The sequence below is a fragment of the Kitasatospora purpeofusca genome (assembly GCF_000718025.1).
GTDB lineage: Bacteria > Actinomycetota > Actinomycetes > Streptomycetales > Streptomycetaceae > Kitasatospora > Kitasatospora purpeofusca.
In genome coordinates, this window is the sequence record NZ_JODS01000025.1 from 106842 (window position 1) to 121518 (window position 14677).

General features: G+C 71.7%; 12 protein-coding genes. All 12 read right to left on the reverse strand.

Going from position 1 to position 14677, the window contains the following annotated elements:
- Positions 1-158: 158 nt before the first annotated feature.
- The 12 genes from IF01_RS0129560 to nrdR all read right to left on the reverse strand — a co-directional run bounded on the left by IF01_RS0129560 (position 159) and on the right by nrdR (position 14580).
- The gene (locus IF01_RS0129560; RefSeq protein ID WP_030396639.1) at positions 159-1076 is read right to left on the reverse strand and encodes a carbohydrate ABC transporter permease; all 918 of its coding nucleotides are present in this window, start codon (positions 1074-1076) and stop codon (positions 159-161) included.
- Positions 1073-2065 carry a carbohydrate ABC transporter permease gene (locus IF01_RS0129565; RefSeq protein WP_030396640.1) on the reverse strand — a complete coding sequence of 331 codons (993 nt, stop codon included), beginning with the start codon at positions 2063-2065 and terminating at the stop codon, positions 1073-1075. The genes IF01_RS0129560 and IF01_RS0129565 overlap by 4 nt, the downstream gene beginning before the upstream one ends.
- Positions 2066-2134: 69 nt before the next feature.
- Positions 2135-3730: an ABC transporter substrate-binding protein gene (locus IF01_RS0129570; RefSeq protein ID WP_244215668.1), complete on the reverse strand. Its 1596-nt coding sequence runs from the start codon at positions 3728-3730 to the stop codon at positions 2135-2137.
- A 250-nt stretch (positions 3731-3980) separates the two neighbouring features.
- Positions 3981-5207, reverse strand: a complete 1227-nt coding sequence (locus IF01_RS0129575) for a cytochrome P450 family protein (protein ID WP_030396642.1) — start codon at positions 5205-5207, stop codon at positions 3981-3983.
- A 110-nt stretch (positions 5208-5317) separates the two neighbouring features.
- On the reverse strand, positions 5318-6562 hold the full coding sequence (locus IF01_RS0129580) for a cytochrome P450 (protein WP_030396643.1): 1245 nt from the start codon (positions 6560-6562) through the stop codon (positions 5318-5320).
- Positions 6559-7224 (reverse strand): GTP-binding protein, encoded by a 666-nt coding sequence (locus IF01_RS0129585; RefSeq protein ID WP_051742866.1) that lies wholly within the window; start codon positions 7222-7224, stop codon positions 6559-6561. Before IF01_RS0129585 ends, IF01_RS0129580 begins: the two co-directional genes overlap by 4 nt.
- Positions 7205-7594 carry a DUF742 domain-containing protein gene (locus tag IF01_RS0129590; protein WP_030396645.1) on the reverse strand — a complete coding sequence of 130 codons (390 nt, stop codon included), beginning with the start codon at positions 7592-7594 and terminating at the stop codon, positions 7205-7207. Before IF01_RS0129590 ends, IF01_RS0129585 begins: the two co-directional genes overlap by 20 nt.
- Positions 7591-8037: a roadblock/LC7 domain-containing protein gene (locus IF01_RS0129595; protein ID WP_030396646.1), complete on the reverse strand. Its 447-nt coding sequence runs from the start codon at positions 8035-8037 to the stop codon at positions 7591-7593. Before IF01_RS0129595 ends, IF01_RS0129590 begins: the two co-directional genes overlap by 4 nt.
- Complete coding sequence (locus IF01_RS0129600) at positions 8034-9836, reverse strand: sensor histidine kinase (protein ID WP_244215669.1); 1803 nt, start codon at positions 9834-9836, stop codon at positions 8034-8036. Before IF01_RS0129600 ends, IF01_RS0129595 begins: the two co-directional genes overlap by 4 nt.
- A gap of 188 nt (positions 9837-10024) precedes the next feature.
- On the reverse strand, positions 10025-10426 hold the full coding sequence (locus IF01_RS42475) for a hypothetical protein (protein WP_051756478.1): 402 nt from the start codon (positions 10424-10426) through the stop codon (positions 10025-10027).
- A 556-nt stretch (positions 10427-10982) separates the two neighbouring features.
- Positions 10983-13868, reverse strand: a complete 2886-nt coding sequence (locus IF01_RS0129615) for a vitamin B12-dependent ribonucleotide reductase (RefSeq protein ID WP_030396648.1) — start codon at positions 13866-13868, stop codon at positions 10983-10985.
- A 214-nt stretch (positions 13869-14082) separates the two neighbouring features.
- A complete protein-coding gene (gene nrdR / locus IF01_RS0129620) occupies positions 14083-14580 on the reverse strand; it encodes a transcriptional regulator NrdR (RefSeq protein WP_030396649.1) in 498 nt (165 codons plus the stop codon).
- Between the last annotated feature and the right edge of the window lie 97 nt (positions 14581-14677).

The window sequence follows — 14677 nt, forward strand, 5'->3', positions numbered from 1 at the left end:
CACCGACCGTGTCCACGAAATCGACACATTCGCCATGGAATGACCTGAACCCCGACGTTCCCCCGGACCCAACGGGCGGTACGGGCGGTACAGCCGGACCGGGCGGTACGGGCGGTACAGCCGGACCGGGCATCACGGGCGGAACAGGCGGACCGGCGTCAGCCCTTGACCGAACCGGCCAGCAGCCCCCGCACGAAGTAGCGCTGGAGCGCGAAGAACACCGCCAGCGGAATCACGATCGACAGGAACGCCCCCGCCGTCAGCAGCTCCCACCGCCCGCCGAAGGATCCGGACAACTGCGCCAGCCGGACCGTCATCGGCGCCACCTCCGGGGTGCCGCCGGCGAAGGTGAGCGCCACCAGCAGGTCGTTCCAGACCCAGAGGAACTGGAAGATCGCGAACGAGGCCAGCGCGGGCGTGCAGAGCGGCAGCACGATCGAGCGGAAGATCTTGAAGTGCGAGGCGCCGTCCACCACCGCCGCCTCCATCAGGTCGCGGGGCAGCTGGGCGATGAAGTTGTGCAGCAGGAAGATCGCCAGCGGCAGCGCGAACATGGTGTGCGCCAGCCACACCGGCGCGTAGGTGCCCTTGAGGTCCAGGGCCGGCAGCAGCGTCAGCGAACCCAGGTGCGCACCGCCCGAGAACAGCTGGAGCAGCGGGATCAGCGCCATCTGCAGGGGCACCACCTGGAGCGCGAAGACCAGGAAGAACAGGGTGTCGCTGCCCCGGAACCGCACCCAGGCCAGCGCGTAGGCGGCCATCGCCGCCAGCGCCAGCGGGAAGAGCGTGGCCGGCACGCTGATCGCCAGCGAGTTCACCAGGAAGGGCATCAGACCGGTGGAGACGCCGGATCCGCCCTCGAACAGCACCGTGTGGTAGTTGTCCAGCCCGAGGTCCGGGTGGAGCAGGGCGTTCCACCAGCCGTCCGCGGTGACGTCCCGTTTGGGGCGCAGCGAGGTGACCAGCAGCCCGAGGGTGGGGACAGTCCACAGCACCGTCACCGCGATCACGAAGACCGAGGCCAATGGTGCGGAGAAGGCCTTCCGGACGGCGCCGCCGTCCCGCCGTACGCTCATCGGACCGCACGCTCCTTGCGCAGCTGGAGGATGTTGTAGGCCACCAGTGGCAGCACCGCGAGGAAGAGGATCACCGCCAGCGCGCTGCCCCGTCCGGTGTTGAACTGGACGAAGGACTGCGAGTACATCTCGTTGGCCAGCACCTGGGTACCGAAGTTGCCGCCGGTCATGGTGCGGACGATGTCGAAGGCCTTCAGCGTGGTGATCATCACCGTGGTCAGCACCACCACCACCGTGGTGCGGATCATCGGCACGGTGATGTGCCGGAACAGCCGCAGCCCCTGGGCGCCGTCCAGCCGGGCCGCCTCGGTGACCTCGTCCGGGATCGCCTTGATCGCCGCCGACAGCACCACCATGGCGAAGCCGGTCTGCACCCACACCATGACGGCCATCAACAGGAAGGTGTTGAGCGGCTGGGCGAGCATCCAGTTCGGCGGGTCGTCCCAGCCCAGCCAGATCGCCAGCTGGCTGAGCAGACCGATCTGCCGCTGCGAGTGGTCGCGCGACTCGTAGACGAACTTGAAGATGATCGAGGCGCCGACCAGGGAGATCGCCATCGGCATGAAGATCAGCGACTTGTAGACCGCCTGGCCGCGCATCCGGTCCACCAGCAGGGCCAGCACCAGCCCCAGCCCGGTCGCCGCCAGCGGCGCGATCACCAGCCAGAGCAGGGTGTTGACCAGGACCTCGCGCACCGAACCGGTGGTGAAGGCCCAGCCGAAGTTCTCGCCGCCGACGAAGCGGCTGCTGTCGTCGCTGTAGAGGCTCAGGTAGACGGTACGGACCAGCGGCGCGACCAGGCCGACCAGCAGCAGGACCAGTGCCGGTCCGAGCAGCACCAGCACGGCCAGCGGGCGGGCGATCCGGCCGGAGGCGCGGCCGGCGACCAGGAAGACCAGCAACAGGATGCCGACGAAGCCGGCGATCGCACCGAGGCCGTTGCCGAACTTGACCATCGCGTCGCCCCAGGCACCGGCGGCGAGGGACATGGCGTCACGTCCTTTCCCAACGGGAGGCGGAACGGGGTTACCAGGAGGCGGGGTTACCAGGAGGCGGGGTTACCAGGAGGCGGGGATACCGGGAACCAGGGCTACCGGAAGGCGGGCGGAACCGAACGAGGGGACGCGGCGGACCGCGGCCGCGAACCCGCGGGGCCGATGGAAGCGGGCCGGAGGAAGCAGGCGGGAGGAGGGGGCGGGCGGGGGGGGGGGGGGGGGCCGCGCCCCCCCCCCGCGCGGGGGGGCCCGCCGGCGGGCCCCCCTCCCGGTCTTCTGGATCGACTGCCCCTCGGCGAACCAGGCGGTGAGCGACTTCCACTCCTGCCCGGCACCGACCGCGGCCGGCATGAGGTCCGAACCGTCGAACCGGAAGGTCGCCGCCGGGTCGGTCAGCGCGTCGGCGGAGAGCCGGTCGATCGGATCGGTGTAGAGGCTCTTGTCCACACCCTGATTGGCCGAAACCCAGCCGGTCGCGGTCCGCACCCGGCTGCTCGCCCAGTCGGCGCTGGACAGGTAGTTCTGCACCGCCTGCACCTCGGGCCGGCTCGCGAACGCGGTGAGGAACTCCCCGCCGCCCTCCACCGGGTTGGGCACCGAGGGGTCCACCGCGGGCAGGTGGAAGGCGAAGATGTCACCGTCCGGCCCGATCTTCGTGTCCTTGGGCCACTGCGCCTTGTAGAACGAAGCCTGCTGGAGCATCAGGCACTTGCCGGTGAGGATCGGCGCGCCCGCGTCCTGGAAGGTCGTGGTGGCGATCGACTTCACGTCACCGTAGCCGCCGTTGACCCAGGCCGGGTTCTGCATCCAGTCGGCGACCGTCCTCATCGCGGCGGCGATCTTCGGATCGGAGAACTTCACCTGGTGGTTCACCCACTGGTCGTAGACCTCGCCGCCGTAGGTGCCGAGGACCACCTCCTCCAGCCAGTCGGTGGCCGGCCAGCCGGTGGCCGTACCGGAGGAGATACCGCCGCACCACGGCTTGGCGCCGCCGCCCGCCTTGGCGATCCGGTCGCTGAGCGCCATCAGGTCGGCCCAGGTCTTCGGGACCTCGTAACCGGCCTGCTTGAAGGTCTTGGGCGAGTACCAGACCAGGGACTTCATGTTGGCGCTCATCGGCGCCGCGTAGAAGGTGCCGTTGACCGAGCCGTAGGTCTTCCAGACCGGGCTCCACTTCTCCTGGTTCGCCACGGTCTGCTGCGGCGGCTTGACCACCTTGCCGCTCTTGACCATCTGCGCGAGCAGGCCGGGCTGCGGGACGATCGCGAAGTCCGGGGCGTTGCCGCCGCTCACCCGCACCGGCAGCTGCGACTCGAAGTCGTTGCTGCCCTCGTAGCTGATCCTGATACCGGTGCACCGGCTGAAGTCGGCCCAGGACTTCTCCAGATTGTCCGACTCGGGGCTGAGGATCGAGGCGAACACCGTCACCGTGGTGCCCCCGTGGCCGGCGTAGGGCTGGTAGCGGGCGCAGTCGCCGGACAGGGTCTGGTTGCCGCCGCCGCCCGAACCTCCCGAGCTGTCGGTGCTGTTGGAGCAGGCCGCGGTCAGGGCCGCGACGGCCAGCAGGGCCACCGCCGCGAGCGGACGGCGACGACGACGGGGGCGGGCAGGGAACGGGGGCGGCACGGTCGTGGACGGCACGGTCGGGGTGGGAGTCAACGCGGTCCTCCTCGCCGGGGCGTGAACGCTCGGCTGTGCGACAGAACGGCATTGCGCTGTACCGGAGTTCTACGTTCGACATGGACGCGGCGGCCGGCCGATCCGACGACGGTAACGCAGCCGCGAGGTGCCCGCCAAGGTCCGGGCACGCCCTTCGTCACCGCGTGCCCCAGTTGTGACCCCGAGCGCCGGGCGCCCACCCCACCCGGCACCACCCCCGCCGCGGCCGACCACCCCGACCGCCCCGCCGTCAGAACAGCCGGACCGGCAGCTCCTTCAGCGCGTTCACCACCAGCGAGCCGCTCGACCGCAGCTCCTCGTCCGGCACCGCCAACGACAGCCCCGGGAAGCGCTCGAACAACGCCGGCAGCGCGATCCCCGCCTCCAGCCGGGCCAGCGGCGAACCCGGGCAGACATGCGGACCGTGCCCGAACGACAGGTGCCGGATCGGGTCCCGGGTCACGTCGAACACCTCGGCCGTCACCCCGTGCTGCGCCGGGTCCCGGCCGATCGCGTTGTAGGAGACCAGCACCGGCTCCCCGGCCGGAATCACCGTGTCGCCCACCGCCACCTCCTCGCTGGTGAACCGGAACAGGAAGTTGCTGGTCGGCGGCGTCCAGCGGAGTGACTCCTCCACCACCGCGTCCCAGCCGACCTTGCCCGCCCGCACCAGCTCCAACTGGTCCGGATGGGCCAGCAGGGCCCGCACCGCGTTGCCGATGAGGTTCACCGTGGTCTCGTGCCCCGCCGCGATGATCACCCGCAGGGTGGCCGCCGCCTCCGCGTCGGTCAGCGCCCCGCCCTCGGCGTCGGCCTGCAGCAGCACACTCGCCAGGTCGTCACCGGGGACCGAACGGCGCTGCGCCACCACGCCGTTGACGAAGGCGTTCAGCCCGGCGATGGTCGCCTGGATGCCCTCCGGGTTCGGGCGGGCGCCGAAGAACCGCTCGTAGAGGTCGCGCAGGAGCGCGTGCTCCGACTCCGGGACGCCGAGCAGCGAGCAGATCACCGTCATCGGCAGCGGGAACGCGAAGGCGGACTTCAGGTCCACCACCGGCTCCCCCGCCGCCAGGGTGTCCAGCAGGTCCCGGGTGATCGCCTCCACCCGCGGACGCATCAGCTCCACCTGGCGCGGGGTGAACGCGTGCGCCACCAGCGCACGCAGCCGCCGGTGCTCCGCGCCGTCGGTGGTCACCATGCTCGGACCGGGCACCGCCAGACCGATCAACGGCCAGGTCTTCGGCACCTCGCCGCGCTGGAACGCCGCCCAGTGCCGGGCGTCCTTCACCAGCCGGGCATCGGTCAGCAGCTCACGGGCGGGCCCGTGCCGGGTCACGGCCCAGGCGGCGACCCCACCGGGCAGCTCCACCGGCACCACCGGACCGGCGGCACGCAGCAGCGCACCCTCGGCGGCATTGTCGCGGGCCAGCGGATCGAGGACGAACGGGGTGGGGACGAACGGGGCGGGGGCGGACATGGCTACAGCACTCCTTCGGTTCTGGTGAAGCGGTACGGCGACCCCGGCACCGCCGGGGCTCCGGGATCCCGGATCCCGGATCCGGGCCGGGCCCGTGTCCCGGAGCGGGCTCAGCCCGCGTATCCCGGGGCGAACGACACCGGCAGCGCCACCAGCCCGCGCACCCAGGCCGACGGCCGCCACACCAGCGCGTGCTCGGCCACCGCCAACCGCAGGTCCGGCAGCCGGTCCAGCAGCACCTCGACCGCCGTCGTCGCGATCACCTCGGCCGCCTCCTGCGCCGGGAACGGACAGCCGTGCTCGCCGTACGAGTAGCTCAGGTACGCCCGGTTGCCCTCGGCCGGCCGCCCGTCCGACTGCCGCACCGACGGGTCCGCGTTGGCCCCCGCGAAACCCAGCAGCAGCATGTCCCCGGCGGCGATCCGCTGCCCGCCCAACTGGGTGTCCCTGGTCGCCCAGCGGCCCGCGAAGATCTGGGTCGGGGTGTCCTCCCAGAGCGCCTCGTTCAGCGCCTGGCTGATACTGCGCCGCCCGCCCGACAGCGAGGCGGCGAACCGCTCGTCGGTGAGCATCAGCCGCAGCGCGTTGGACATCCAGTACGAGGTCGGCTGGTGACCGGCGATCAGCATCACCCGCAGGTCCCGCATGATCTCGTCGTGGTTGAGACCCGCCGGGTGCGCCAGCATCCGCGAGGCGACGTCGTCACCCGGGTGCGCCGCCTTCTCCTCGACCAGCTCCAGCATCACGGCGAGCAGCCGCTGCGCACCGGCCGGCGCGTCGGGGCCGCCGTCCAGCATGGTCAGCAGGCCGTCGATGAGCACCGGCGCCTGCTCCTCGCTCAGCCCGAGTACCCGGCAGAGCACCAGCAGCGGCAGCCGGTGGGCGTACTCGGCGACCAGGTCCGCCTCACCGCGCCCGGCGAAGCCGTCGATCAGCCGGTCCGCCAGCTCCTCGCAGTGCTTGCGCAGCTCGTACGGGTCGACGGCGGCCAGCGCGTCGGTGACCGCCCGCGAGCGCCGGACGTGCTCCTCGCCCTCGGCGTAGAGGATCGACGGCACCGGCGCCATCATCGGCTTGAGCGGCCAGTCCTCGGCGACGGTCGCCCAGCCGGTCCAGCGGGTGGAGTCCCGGCCGAACAGCTGCGGCTGGCCGGTGACCAGCTGCAGCTCGCGGTAGCCGATCACCAGCCAGGCGGGCACCCCGCCGGCCAGTTCGACCGGCGCGACCGGGCCGTGCCCGGCCCGCATCTCCCGGTAGACCTGGGAGGGATCGGTCTGGAAGCGCGGCCCGTACAGCGGGGTGGCGCCGGCGTGGGCCGGGCAGCCCGGCGGCGGGGTGGCGGCGGGCTCGGTCACGGGGTGCTCTCCTCAAGGACGGGGGCGGCAGCGGCGGCGGGAGTGCCCGCCGTCTCGGCCTCGACCCGCGCGGTCAGGTGGCGGACCAGCTCGATCAACACCTGCTTGCCGGACTCCCGGTCCCGGGCGTCGCAGTCCAGCAGCGGCACCTCGGGCGGCAGGTCGAGCGCCTCCCGGACCTGGTCCAGGGTGTGGGTCGGGTCGCCGAAGTTGTTGCGGGCGACGACGAAGGGCGTGCCGTGGTGCTCCAGCCGGTCGATGGCGTACCAGGAGTCCGCCAGCCGCCGGGTGTCCACCAGCACGACGGCCCCCAGGGCCCCGGAGAACAGCCGGTCCCAGAGGAACCAGAACCGCTCCTGCCCCGGCGCGCCGAACAGGTACAGCACCTGGCTCGCGGAGAGGGTGATCCGGCCGAAGTCGAAGGCGACCGTGGTCGAGCGCTTGCCCCAGGCGCCGGTCGGATCGTCGATCCCCTCCCCGGCGCTGGTCAGGGTCTCCTCGGTGTTCAGCGGACGGATCTCGCTGACCGCGCCGACCAGGGTGGTCTTGCCCACGCCGAAGCCGCCGACCACGACGATCTTCAGCGCGTTGTCGGCGGTGCGGCGCAGCGGTGTCCGCCCGCTCGGCCGAGGGTCCCGGCCCTCAGAGCTGTTGGAGTCCATGCAGTACCTGCTTCAGCGTGTCGAGATCGGGCAGCCGGGCCTTGTTGGGGGCGAACCGGGGGTGGCGGGCGGTGATCGACCCGGCCTCCAGCAGGTCGCCGAGGAGGATCTTCACCACCGACACCGGCAGCGCCAGCTCCGCGGCGACCTCCACCACGGCGGTCGGCGCCTCGCACATCCGCAGGATGCGCGCGTGCTCCGACTGCATGCCCGACGCCGGCTCCCGCTCGGCGACGATCAGCGTGACCAGGTCGAACGCGTTCTCCGGAGCCCGGCTGCGGCCCCGGGTGATGGTGTACAGGCGGTCCGGGTCGTCGTCCCGGCCCGGCCGGACCCGCCGCCCGTCGGTGTTCCCCCCGCGCCCGCTCATGCCCGGGCGCTCCCGTCGGTCACCGGGCCGTCCGCCCCGGCCGCGCCCTCCCGGGCGGGCGCGCTGAGGTGGACGCCGATCTGCTCGATCAGCCCGTGCATGTTGTGGCCGACCACGCCCACGTCGGCGTCCTCGTCGGTGACCACGGCGAGGTGGGCGCCCTCGCCGGCGGCCACGATGCACAGCACTCCGCCGTGGAACTCGGTCATCGACTGCCGCACACCGCCGGTGCCGTCGCCGAACTCGATCGACGCGCCGTGCGCCAGGCTCTGCAGACCGGAGGCGATGGCGGCGAGCTGGTCGGCCCGGTCGTTGCCGAGGCCGGAGGTGTGGCAGAGCTTGAGGCCGTCGGCGGAGAGCACCAGGGCGTGCCGGGTGCCGGGGGTGTTGGTCAGCAGGTTTTCCAGCAGCCAGTCGAGGTCGCGGTCGGTGGCACTGCTCATCGGAAGTCCTTCTCGGTGACGGGGGAAGCGTCGGACGCGGGGTCCGCGGCGGACCGCGCACCCGGGGTGTCCTGGACCGGTACGGCGCCCTCGGCCGGTGCGGGGGCACCGGCGGGCGCGGGGTTCGGGGCGCCGGCGGCGGGCGCCGCGGTGGCGGTGGCGGCGGGTGCGGCGGTGGCGGTGGCGGCGGGCAGGGCGGCCCGGCGGAAGGCGCCCAACCTGGCGGCGGCACTCGCCCCGTCGGGGCGGGCGGGCCGCTCGGCGGGGGCCGCCGCCGGTGCGGCGGCGGCCATGGTGCGGCCGCGACGGCGCTGCGGCAGACCGCTGTCGGTGACGGCGGGCGCGACGGGCGCCGATCCGGCGGACCCCACCGGTGCGGCCACCGGGACGGCGGGCGCCACCGGCGCGGCAGGAACAGCGGGCGCCGGGCGTGCGGGGGTGAGCGCGGGGCGCGGACCCGTACCGCCCGCCCGCTCGACCGCGCGCTCGACCGGCTCGGGCAGCGGGGCCGGCGCCGTCGCGGGGTGCGTGACCAACTGCTGCGGAATCAGCACCACCACCCCGGTGCCGCCGCGCGCCGACGGCCGGAAGGAGATCTGCAGCCCGTGCTTGCGGGCCAGCACACCGACCACCGCGAGACCGATCCGGGTACCCGCCGACAGCGTGGTGAGGTCCAGCGACTCGGCGGAGACGGCCCGTTCGGCGCGGCGCAGCCAACTGTCGCTCAGGCCCAGGCCGCTGTCCTCGACGGTGACGACCAGCCCGGCCGGCACCTCCTCGACGTAGACGTGCACCTCGGCCGGCGGCGCGGAGAACGTGGTCGCATTGTCGAGCAGTTCGGCGAGCGCGTGCATCACGCCCTCGGCGGCGAACCCGGCCACCGCGGCCGTGCTCGCGTTGTGCAGCCTGACCCGCTGGTAGGCGCCGATCCGGCCGAGCGCGCCGCGCAGCACCGACTCCACCGGGATCGGCCGGCCCCAGCGACGGCCCGAGCGAGCGCCGGTCAGCACCGCGATGCTGTCGGCCATCCGGCCCGCCTGGGCGGTCGAGTGGTCCAGCCGCAGCAGGTCGCCGAGGACCTCCTCGTCGTGCCGGTGCTGCATCTCGCGCAGTTCCGCGTGCATGCTCGTGGCCAGCGCCTGCACCCGGCCGGCCGCGGTGGCGCAGACCGCCAGGGCGGCGGCCCGCAGCCGCTCGCCGCGGCCGATCTCCTCCGCCACGGCGCGCAGCAGCGGACGCTGCGGGTGGTCGCGGTGCGGGGCCAGGGCGGCGTCCACGGTCGCACCGCTCCGCAGTCGCTTCACGAGGACCGGCAGCACCTCGTCGGCGATCCGGTCCACGGCGGCCCGCTCGGCGCGCTCCGCCTCGGCCTGCGCCCGGGCCCCCGCCGCCTCCGCGCGGGCGGCGGCGGCCTGCTCCTCGGCCCGGGCGAGCGCCGCCCCGGCCTCGTCCCGCTCGGCCTCGGCGGCGGCGGCCCGCGCCTTGGCGGCGGTCTCGGCCTGCCTGGCCGCGCCGGCGACCACGAGGGCCGTCATCGACTCGCCCTCCCACCGGCCCAGTTCCAGCTCCAGCCGGCGGGCCCGTTCGGTGGCGCTGCCGGCCTGCCGGACGGCGATCAGCCAGAGCACGGTGACCGCCGCCACGGCGGCCGCGGTCAGCGGACGCCCGGCGTCGAAGGCCCGCATCACCCCGACCGGCCCGGCCACCGCCGCCAGCAGGGCGGCGGCCGCCACAACGGCCCTGGTACGCACGTCGGGTCGACGGGTGGGCCCAGCGTCGGGGCTGGTGGTTTCTGTCATCGGTGCGGTGTCCTCGGCAGAAGTCGGGCAAATGCGCGACCGCCCGGCCGACGTCGTGGAACGTCTCCGGGCGGTGTTTCGGTTCACGCAGTCGGCCGATCATATCCATTCAGACGATGTGCTCAACCGGTAAGTTGACGGTCAGTCTCCTTCTGCCACGCTCCGTATACCACTCCACCTCCATCCCCTCACCCCATCGCCACCTCGACCTCACGTCGCACCGATGTACGGATGCGGTGACAGTTCGCGCAGACCACCTCGCACTTGGCGATCTCCCGCTCGATCTCCGACCAGGGCTGCCGCTCGGCTATCAGCTGGGAAACATTCGCGCGCTTCGCCCCACGGACGTGATCCCAGTCCAGGCCCCGTGCCCACCCATCCCATCCACAGTCGATGCAGCCTGCGCGGAGCTTGATGGCATCGTTCCTCGCCTGGGCATCCACCAGCGCCTGCCAGGACGGTGGCAGACGCTTGTCCCTGCTTCGGGGCCGTTGCCGCATCGTGCGGGCACGATGGCAGCGAGCGCATCGCACCTCGCACTTGGCCAACTCGGCCAGAAGCCGGTCCTTGCCCGCGCACAACTGCACCATCCGAGAGACAGTTCCGGTCTTCTCACCCGGATCCCGATGGTCCGGGTCGAGTGCCCGGACGTCGGAGTAGCCACAGTCGACACATCCCGTCCGTTTCCACTCGGTCACGACGGATTGGAGCCTCTGCCTCGATCGGTTCAGGTCGTGCGCGGATCCAAGCCGGGCCCGACGAGCCCGCTGCCGCTCCAGCGCAGCTGCCTTGACCTCGGGTCGCTGCCACCTCTCCCGACGGGCCGCATTTGCTGCAGCCTTTGCCTCTGTCGTTCGCGCCCTGGCCCGGGCCGCGCGCTTGCACTCACTCTGGAGCCCGCTCGGCCTGCTTGCATTTTTCGGAAAATCGGCTGCCGGGTGCACCTCCTGACATGCCGGACACCAGATCGGTGTCATAGATGTGATCTCTGCTGCCGGAGGTCGGCGCTGCCCGCGGCGCCTTGAGGGATCGGTCACATCCGAAGCCAAGCAGCCCTCACCGACAGAAAAGGGCGGGGCGAGGACTCTCGTCCTCGCCCCGCCCGAGGGCTTCACTCCATCGAGTGAAGCCGACCGCGTTCCTGTGTCAGCTGCAGCCGCTGGTGGAGCCGCAGCCCTCGCAGAGGTAGCAGCTGCCCGCGCGGCGCATCTTGGTGCCGCAGGAGAAGCAGAGCGGCGCGTCGGCGTTCATGCCCAGCTGGATCTCCATCAGCTCGGTGGAGTTGTGGGCCTGGGCGGTGGCCTTCGGCGCCGGGGCCGGAGTCGGGACGGCGACCGGCTTGGCGGCCACCGGCGCGACCGGGGCGGACTGGGCGAGCGTCTCGGTGTCCAGCTCCTCCTCCACCTCCGGCTCGTAGGAACCGGTCTCCAGGTGGCGCTGGCGCTCCTCGACCGAGTGGATGCCGAGCGCCGAGCGGGTCTCGAACGGCAGGAAGTCCAGCGCCAGGCGGCGGAAGATGTAGTCGACGATCGACTGCGCCATCCGCAGGTCCGGGTCGTCGGTCAGACCGGCCGGCTCGAAGCGCATGTTGGTGAACTTCGAGACGTAGGTCTCCAGCGGGACGCCGTACTGCAGGCCCACCGAGACGGCGATGGAGAAGGCGTCCATCATGCCCGCGAGGGTCGAGCCCTGCTTGGACATCTTCAGGAAGACCTCGCCGAGGCCGTCGTCCGGGTAGGAGTTGGCGGTCATGTAGCCCTCGGCGCCACCGACCGTGAAGGAGGTGGTGATGCCCGGGCGGCCCTTGGGCAGGCGCTTGCGGACCGGACGGTACTCGACGACCTTCTCCACCTGGGCCGGGGCCTCGGCGGCGGCCTTCTCCTCGTCCTTCTTCTTGGCCGAGAGCGGCTGGCCGACCTTCGAGTTTTCGCGGTAGATGGCGAGCGCCTTGACGCCCAGCTTCCACGCCTCGAAGTAGATCTCCTCGACGTCCTCGACGGTCGCGGAGACCGGCATGTTGACCGTCTTGGAGATGGCGCCGGAGATCCAGGGCTGGATCGCGGCCATCATCCGGACGTGGCCCATCGGGGAGATGGAGCGTTCACCCATCGCGCAGTCGAAGACCTCGTAGTGCTCGGTCCGCAGACCCGGCGCGTCCACCACGTTGCCGTGCTCGGCGATGTGGGCGACGACCGCCTCGATCTGCTCGTCCTGGTAGCCCAGGCGCTTGAGGGCGCGAGGGACGGTGCCGTTGACGATCTGCATCGAGCCGCCGCCGACGAGCTTCTTGAACTTGACCAGCGCGAGGTCCGGCTCCACGCCGGTGGTGTCGCAGTCCATCATCAGGCCGATGGTGCCGGTCGGGGCGAGCACCGAGGCCTGGGCGTTGCGGAAGCCGTTCTGGGCGCCGAGCCGCAGGACCTCGTCCCAGGTCGCGGTGGCGGCGGTCCAGATCGGGGCGTCCAGCTCGTCGAAGGACACGCCGGCCTTCGAGGCGTCCGCGTGCTGCTTCATGACCCGCTGGTGCGGGGCCGCGTTGCGGGCGTAGCCGTCGTACGGGCCGACCACACCGGCGAGTTCGGCGCCGCGGCGGTAGGCGGTGCCGGTCATCAGGGAGGTGATGGCGCCGGCCAGGGCGCGGCCGCCCTCGCTGTCGTAGGCGTGGCCGGTGGCCATCAGCAGGGCGCCGAGGTTGGCGTAGCCGATGCCGAGCTGGCGGAACGCGCGGGTGGTCTCGCCGATCTTCTCGGTGGGGAAGTCGGCGAAGCAGATGGAGATGTCCATCGCGGTGATGACCAGCTCGACGACCTTGGCGAAGCTCTCGGCGTCGAAGGAGTCGTCGTCGCGGAGGAACTTCATCAGGTTGAGCGAGGCGAGGTTGCAGCTGGAGTTGTCCAGGTGCATGTACTCGGAGCAGGGGTTGGAGGCGTTGATCCGGCCGGACTCCGGGCAGGTGTGCCACTGGTTGATGGTGGAGTCGTACTGGATGCCGGGGTCGGCGCAGGCCCAGGCGGCCTCGGCCATCTTGCGGAAGAGCTTCTTCGCGTCGACGGTCTCGATGACCTCGCCGGTCATCCGGGCGCGCAGGCCGAATTCGGTGCCGTTCTCGACGGCGGTCATGAATTCGTCGTTGACGCGGACGGAGTTGTTGGCGTTCTGGTACTGGACGGAGGCGATGTCGTCGCCGCCGAGGTCCATGTCGAAGCCCGCGTCGCGCAGGGCGCGGATCTTCTCCTCCTCCTTCACCTTGGTCTCGATGAAGGCCTCGACGTCCGGGTGGTCGACGTCGAGCACGACCATCTTGGCCGCGCGGCGGGTGGCGCCGCCGGACTTGATGGTGCCGGCGGAGGCGTCGGCGCCGCGCATGAAGGAGACCGGGCCGGAGGCGTTGCCGCCGGAGGAGAGCAGTTCCTTGGACGACCGGATCCGGGAGAGGTTGAGGCCGGCGCCGGAGCCGCCCTTGAAGATCATGCCCTCTTCCTTGTACCAGTCGAGGATCGACTCCATGGAGTCGTCGACGGCCAGGATGAAGCAGGCGGAGACCTGCTGGGGCTGCTTGGTGCCGACGTTGAACCACACCGGCGAGTTGAAGCTGAACACCTGGTGGAGGAGGGCGTGGGTCAGCTCGTGCTCGAACACCTCGGCGTCGTCCGGCGTGGCGAAGTAGCCGTTCTTCTCGCCGGCGGCGCGGTAGGTGAGCACCACCCGGTCGATGATCTGCTTGAGGCTCCACTCGCGCTGCGGGGTGCCGAGGGCGCCGCGGAAGTACTTGGAGGTGACGATGTTGACCGCGTTGACCGACCAGAAGTCGGGGAACTCGACACCGTGCTGCTCGAAGTTGATCGAGCCGTCACGCCAGTTGGTCATGACGACGTCGCGCCGCTCCCAGCGGACCTTGTCGTACGGGTGCACGCCAGGGGTGGTGTAGATGCGCTCGATCCGCAGGCCGCCCTTGGGGGCCTTGCCGGCACCCTTGCCCGCGGCCTTGTCGGACTTCGACCCGCGTGCGGAACCGCTCGTGGTGTCTGTCACTTCTGTTCCTCCTCCTGGTTGGGCAAACGCCCGAAGTGCCCCGTAAAGTCCGGGCACGGCTGGTTCGCTCTTCCGGTGTGCGGCAGGCAGGGATCCTCACCCACCGCGCACGTTTTGTCATGGTCTGTGCGCCGTTTTCGGGCACACGTCGGCCCCGGGGGACCGAAGGGGTTGCGCCGACCCCGGAAAGGGGCCGGTGGAGGGGCCGTGCCTGTCAGGGCGCGGCGGCGGCGACGGGCACGCAGGCGCCGTCGGCCTCGGTGGCGGGCTGCTCGGCGCGGAGTTCCGCGATGGCGGCCTCGAAGTCTTCCAGTCCGTCGTACGCCTGGTAGACGCTGGCGAAGCGGAGGAACGCGACGACGTCGAGTTCCTTGAGCGGGCCGAGTATGGCAAGCCCGACGTCGTGGGTGGTGAGCTCGGCGTTGCCGGTGGCCCGCACGCACTCCTCGACCCGCTGGCCGAGCTGGGCGAGGGCGTCCTCGGTGACCGGGCGGCCCTGGCAGGCCTTGCGGACTCCGGAGATGACCTTCTCCCGGGAGAACGGCTCGGTGACGCCGCTGCGCTTGATGACCATCAGGGCGGCCGTCTCCACAGTGGTGAATCGGCGACCGCAGTCCGGGCACTGCCGGCGGCGGCGGATGCAGCTGCCGTCCTCGGTGGTCCGGCTGTCGACGACACGGCTGTCGGAGTGCCGGCAGAAGGGGCAGTGCACCTGAGGATCCCTCCTTGGCAGGACGTGCGGACTTGGTCGAGTCTATGCGATCCCGGGGCCCTGCGAGCAACCCGATCTTGAGGCCTCGACCACAAGT

What these genes read in the sequence shown, in the direction of transcription:
- IF01_RS0129600 (WP_244215669.1), bottom strand. Translation starts at nt 9,836, where the DNA reads ATGACAGAAACCACCAGCCCCGACGCTGGGCCCACCCGTCGACCCGAC.
- IF01_RS0129575 (WP_030396642.1), bottom strand. Translation starts at nt 5,207, where the DNA reads ATGTCCGCCCCCGCCCCGTTCGTCCCCACCCCGTTCGTCCTCGATCCG.
- IF01_RS0129585 (WP_051742866.1), bottom strand. Translation starts at nt 7,224, where the DNA reads ATGGACTCCAACAGCTCTGAGGGCCGGGACCCTCGGCCGAGCGGGCGG.
- IF01_RS0129565 (WP_030396640.1), bottom strand. Translation starts at nt 2,065, where the DNA reads ATGTCCCTCGCCGCCGGTGCCTGGGGCGACGCGATGGTCAAGTTCGGC.
- IF01_RS0129590 (WP_030396645.1), bottom strand. Translation starts at nt 7,594, where the DNA reads ATGAGCGGGCGCGGGGGGAACACCGACGGGCGGCGGGTCCGGCCGGGC.
- IF01_RS42475 (WP_051756478.1), bottom strand. Translation starts at nt 10,426, where the DNA reads ATGGTGCAGTTGTGCGCGGGCAAGGACCGGCTTCTGGCCGAGTTGGCC.
- IF01_RS0129595 (WP_030396646.1), bottom strand. Translation starts at nt 8,037, where the DNA reads ATGAGCAGTGCCACCGACCGCGACCTCGACTGGCTGCTGGAAAACCTG.
- IF01_RS0129560 (WP_030396639.1), bottom strand. Translation starts at nt 1,076, where the DNA reads ATGAGCGTACGGCGGGACGGCGGCGCCGTCCGGAAGGCCTTCTCCGCA.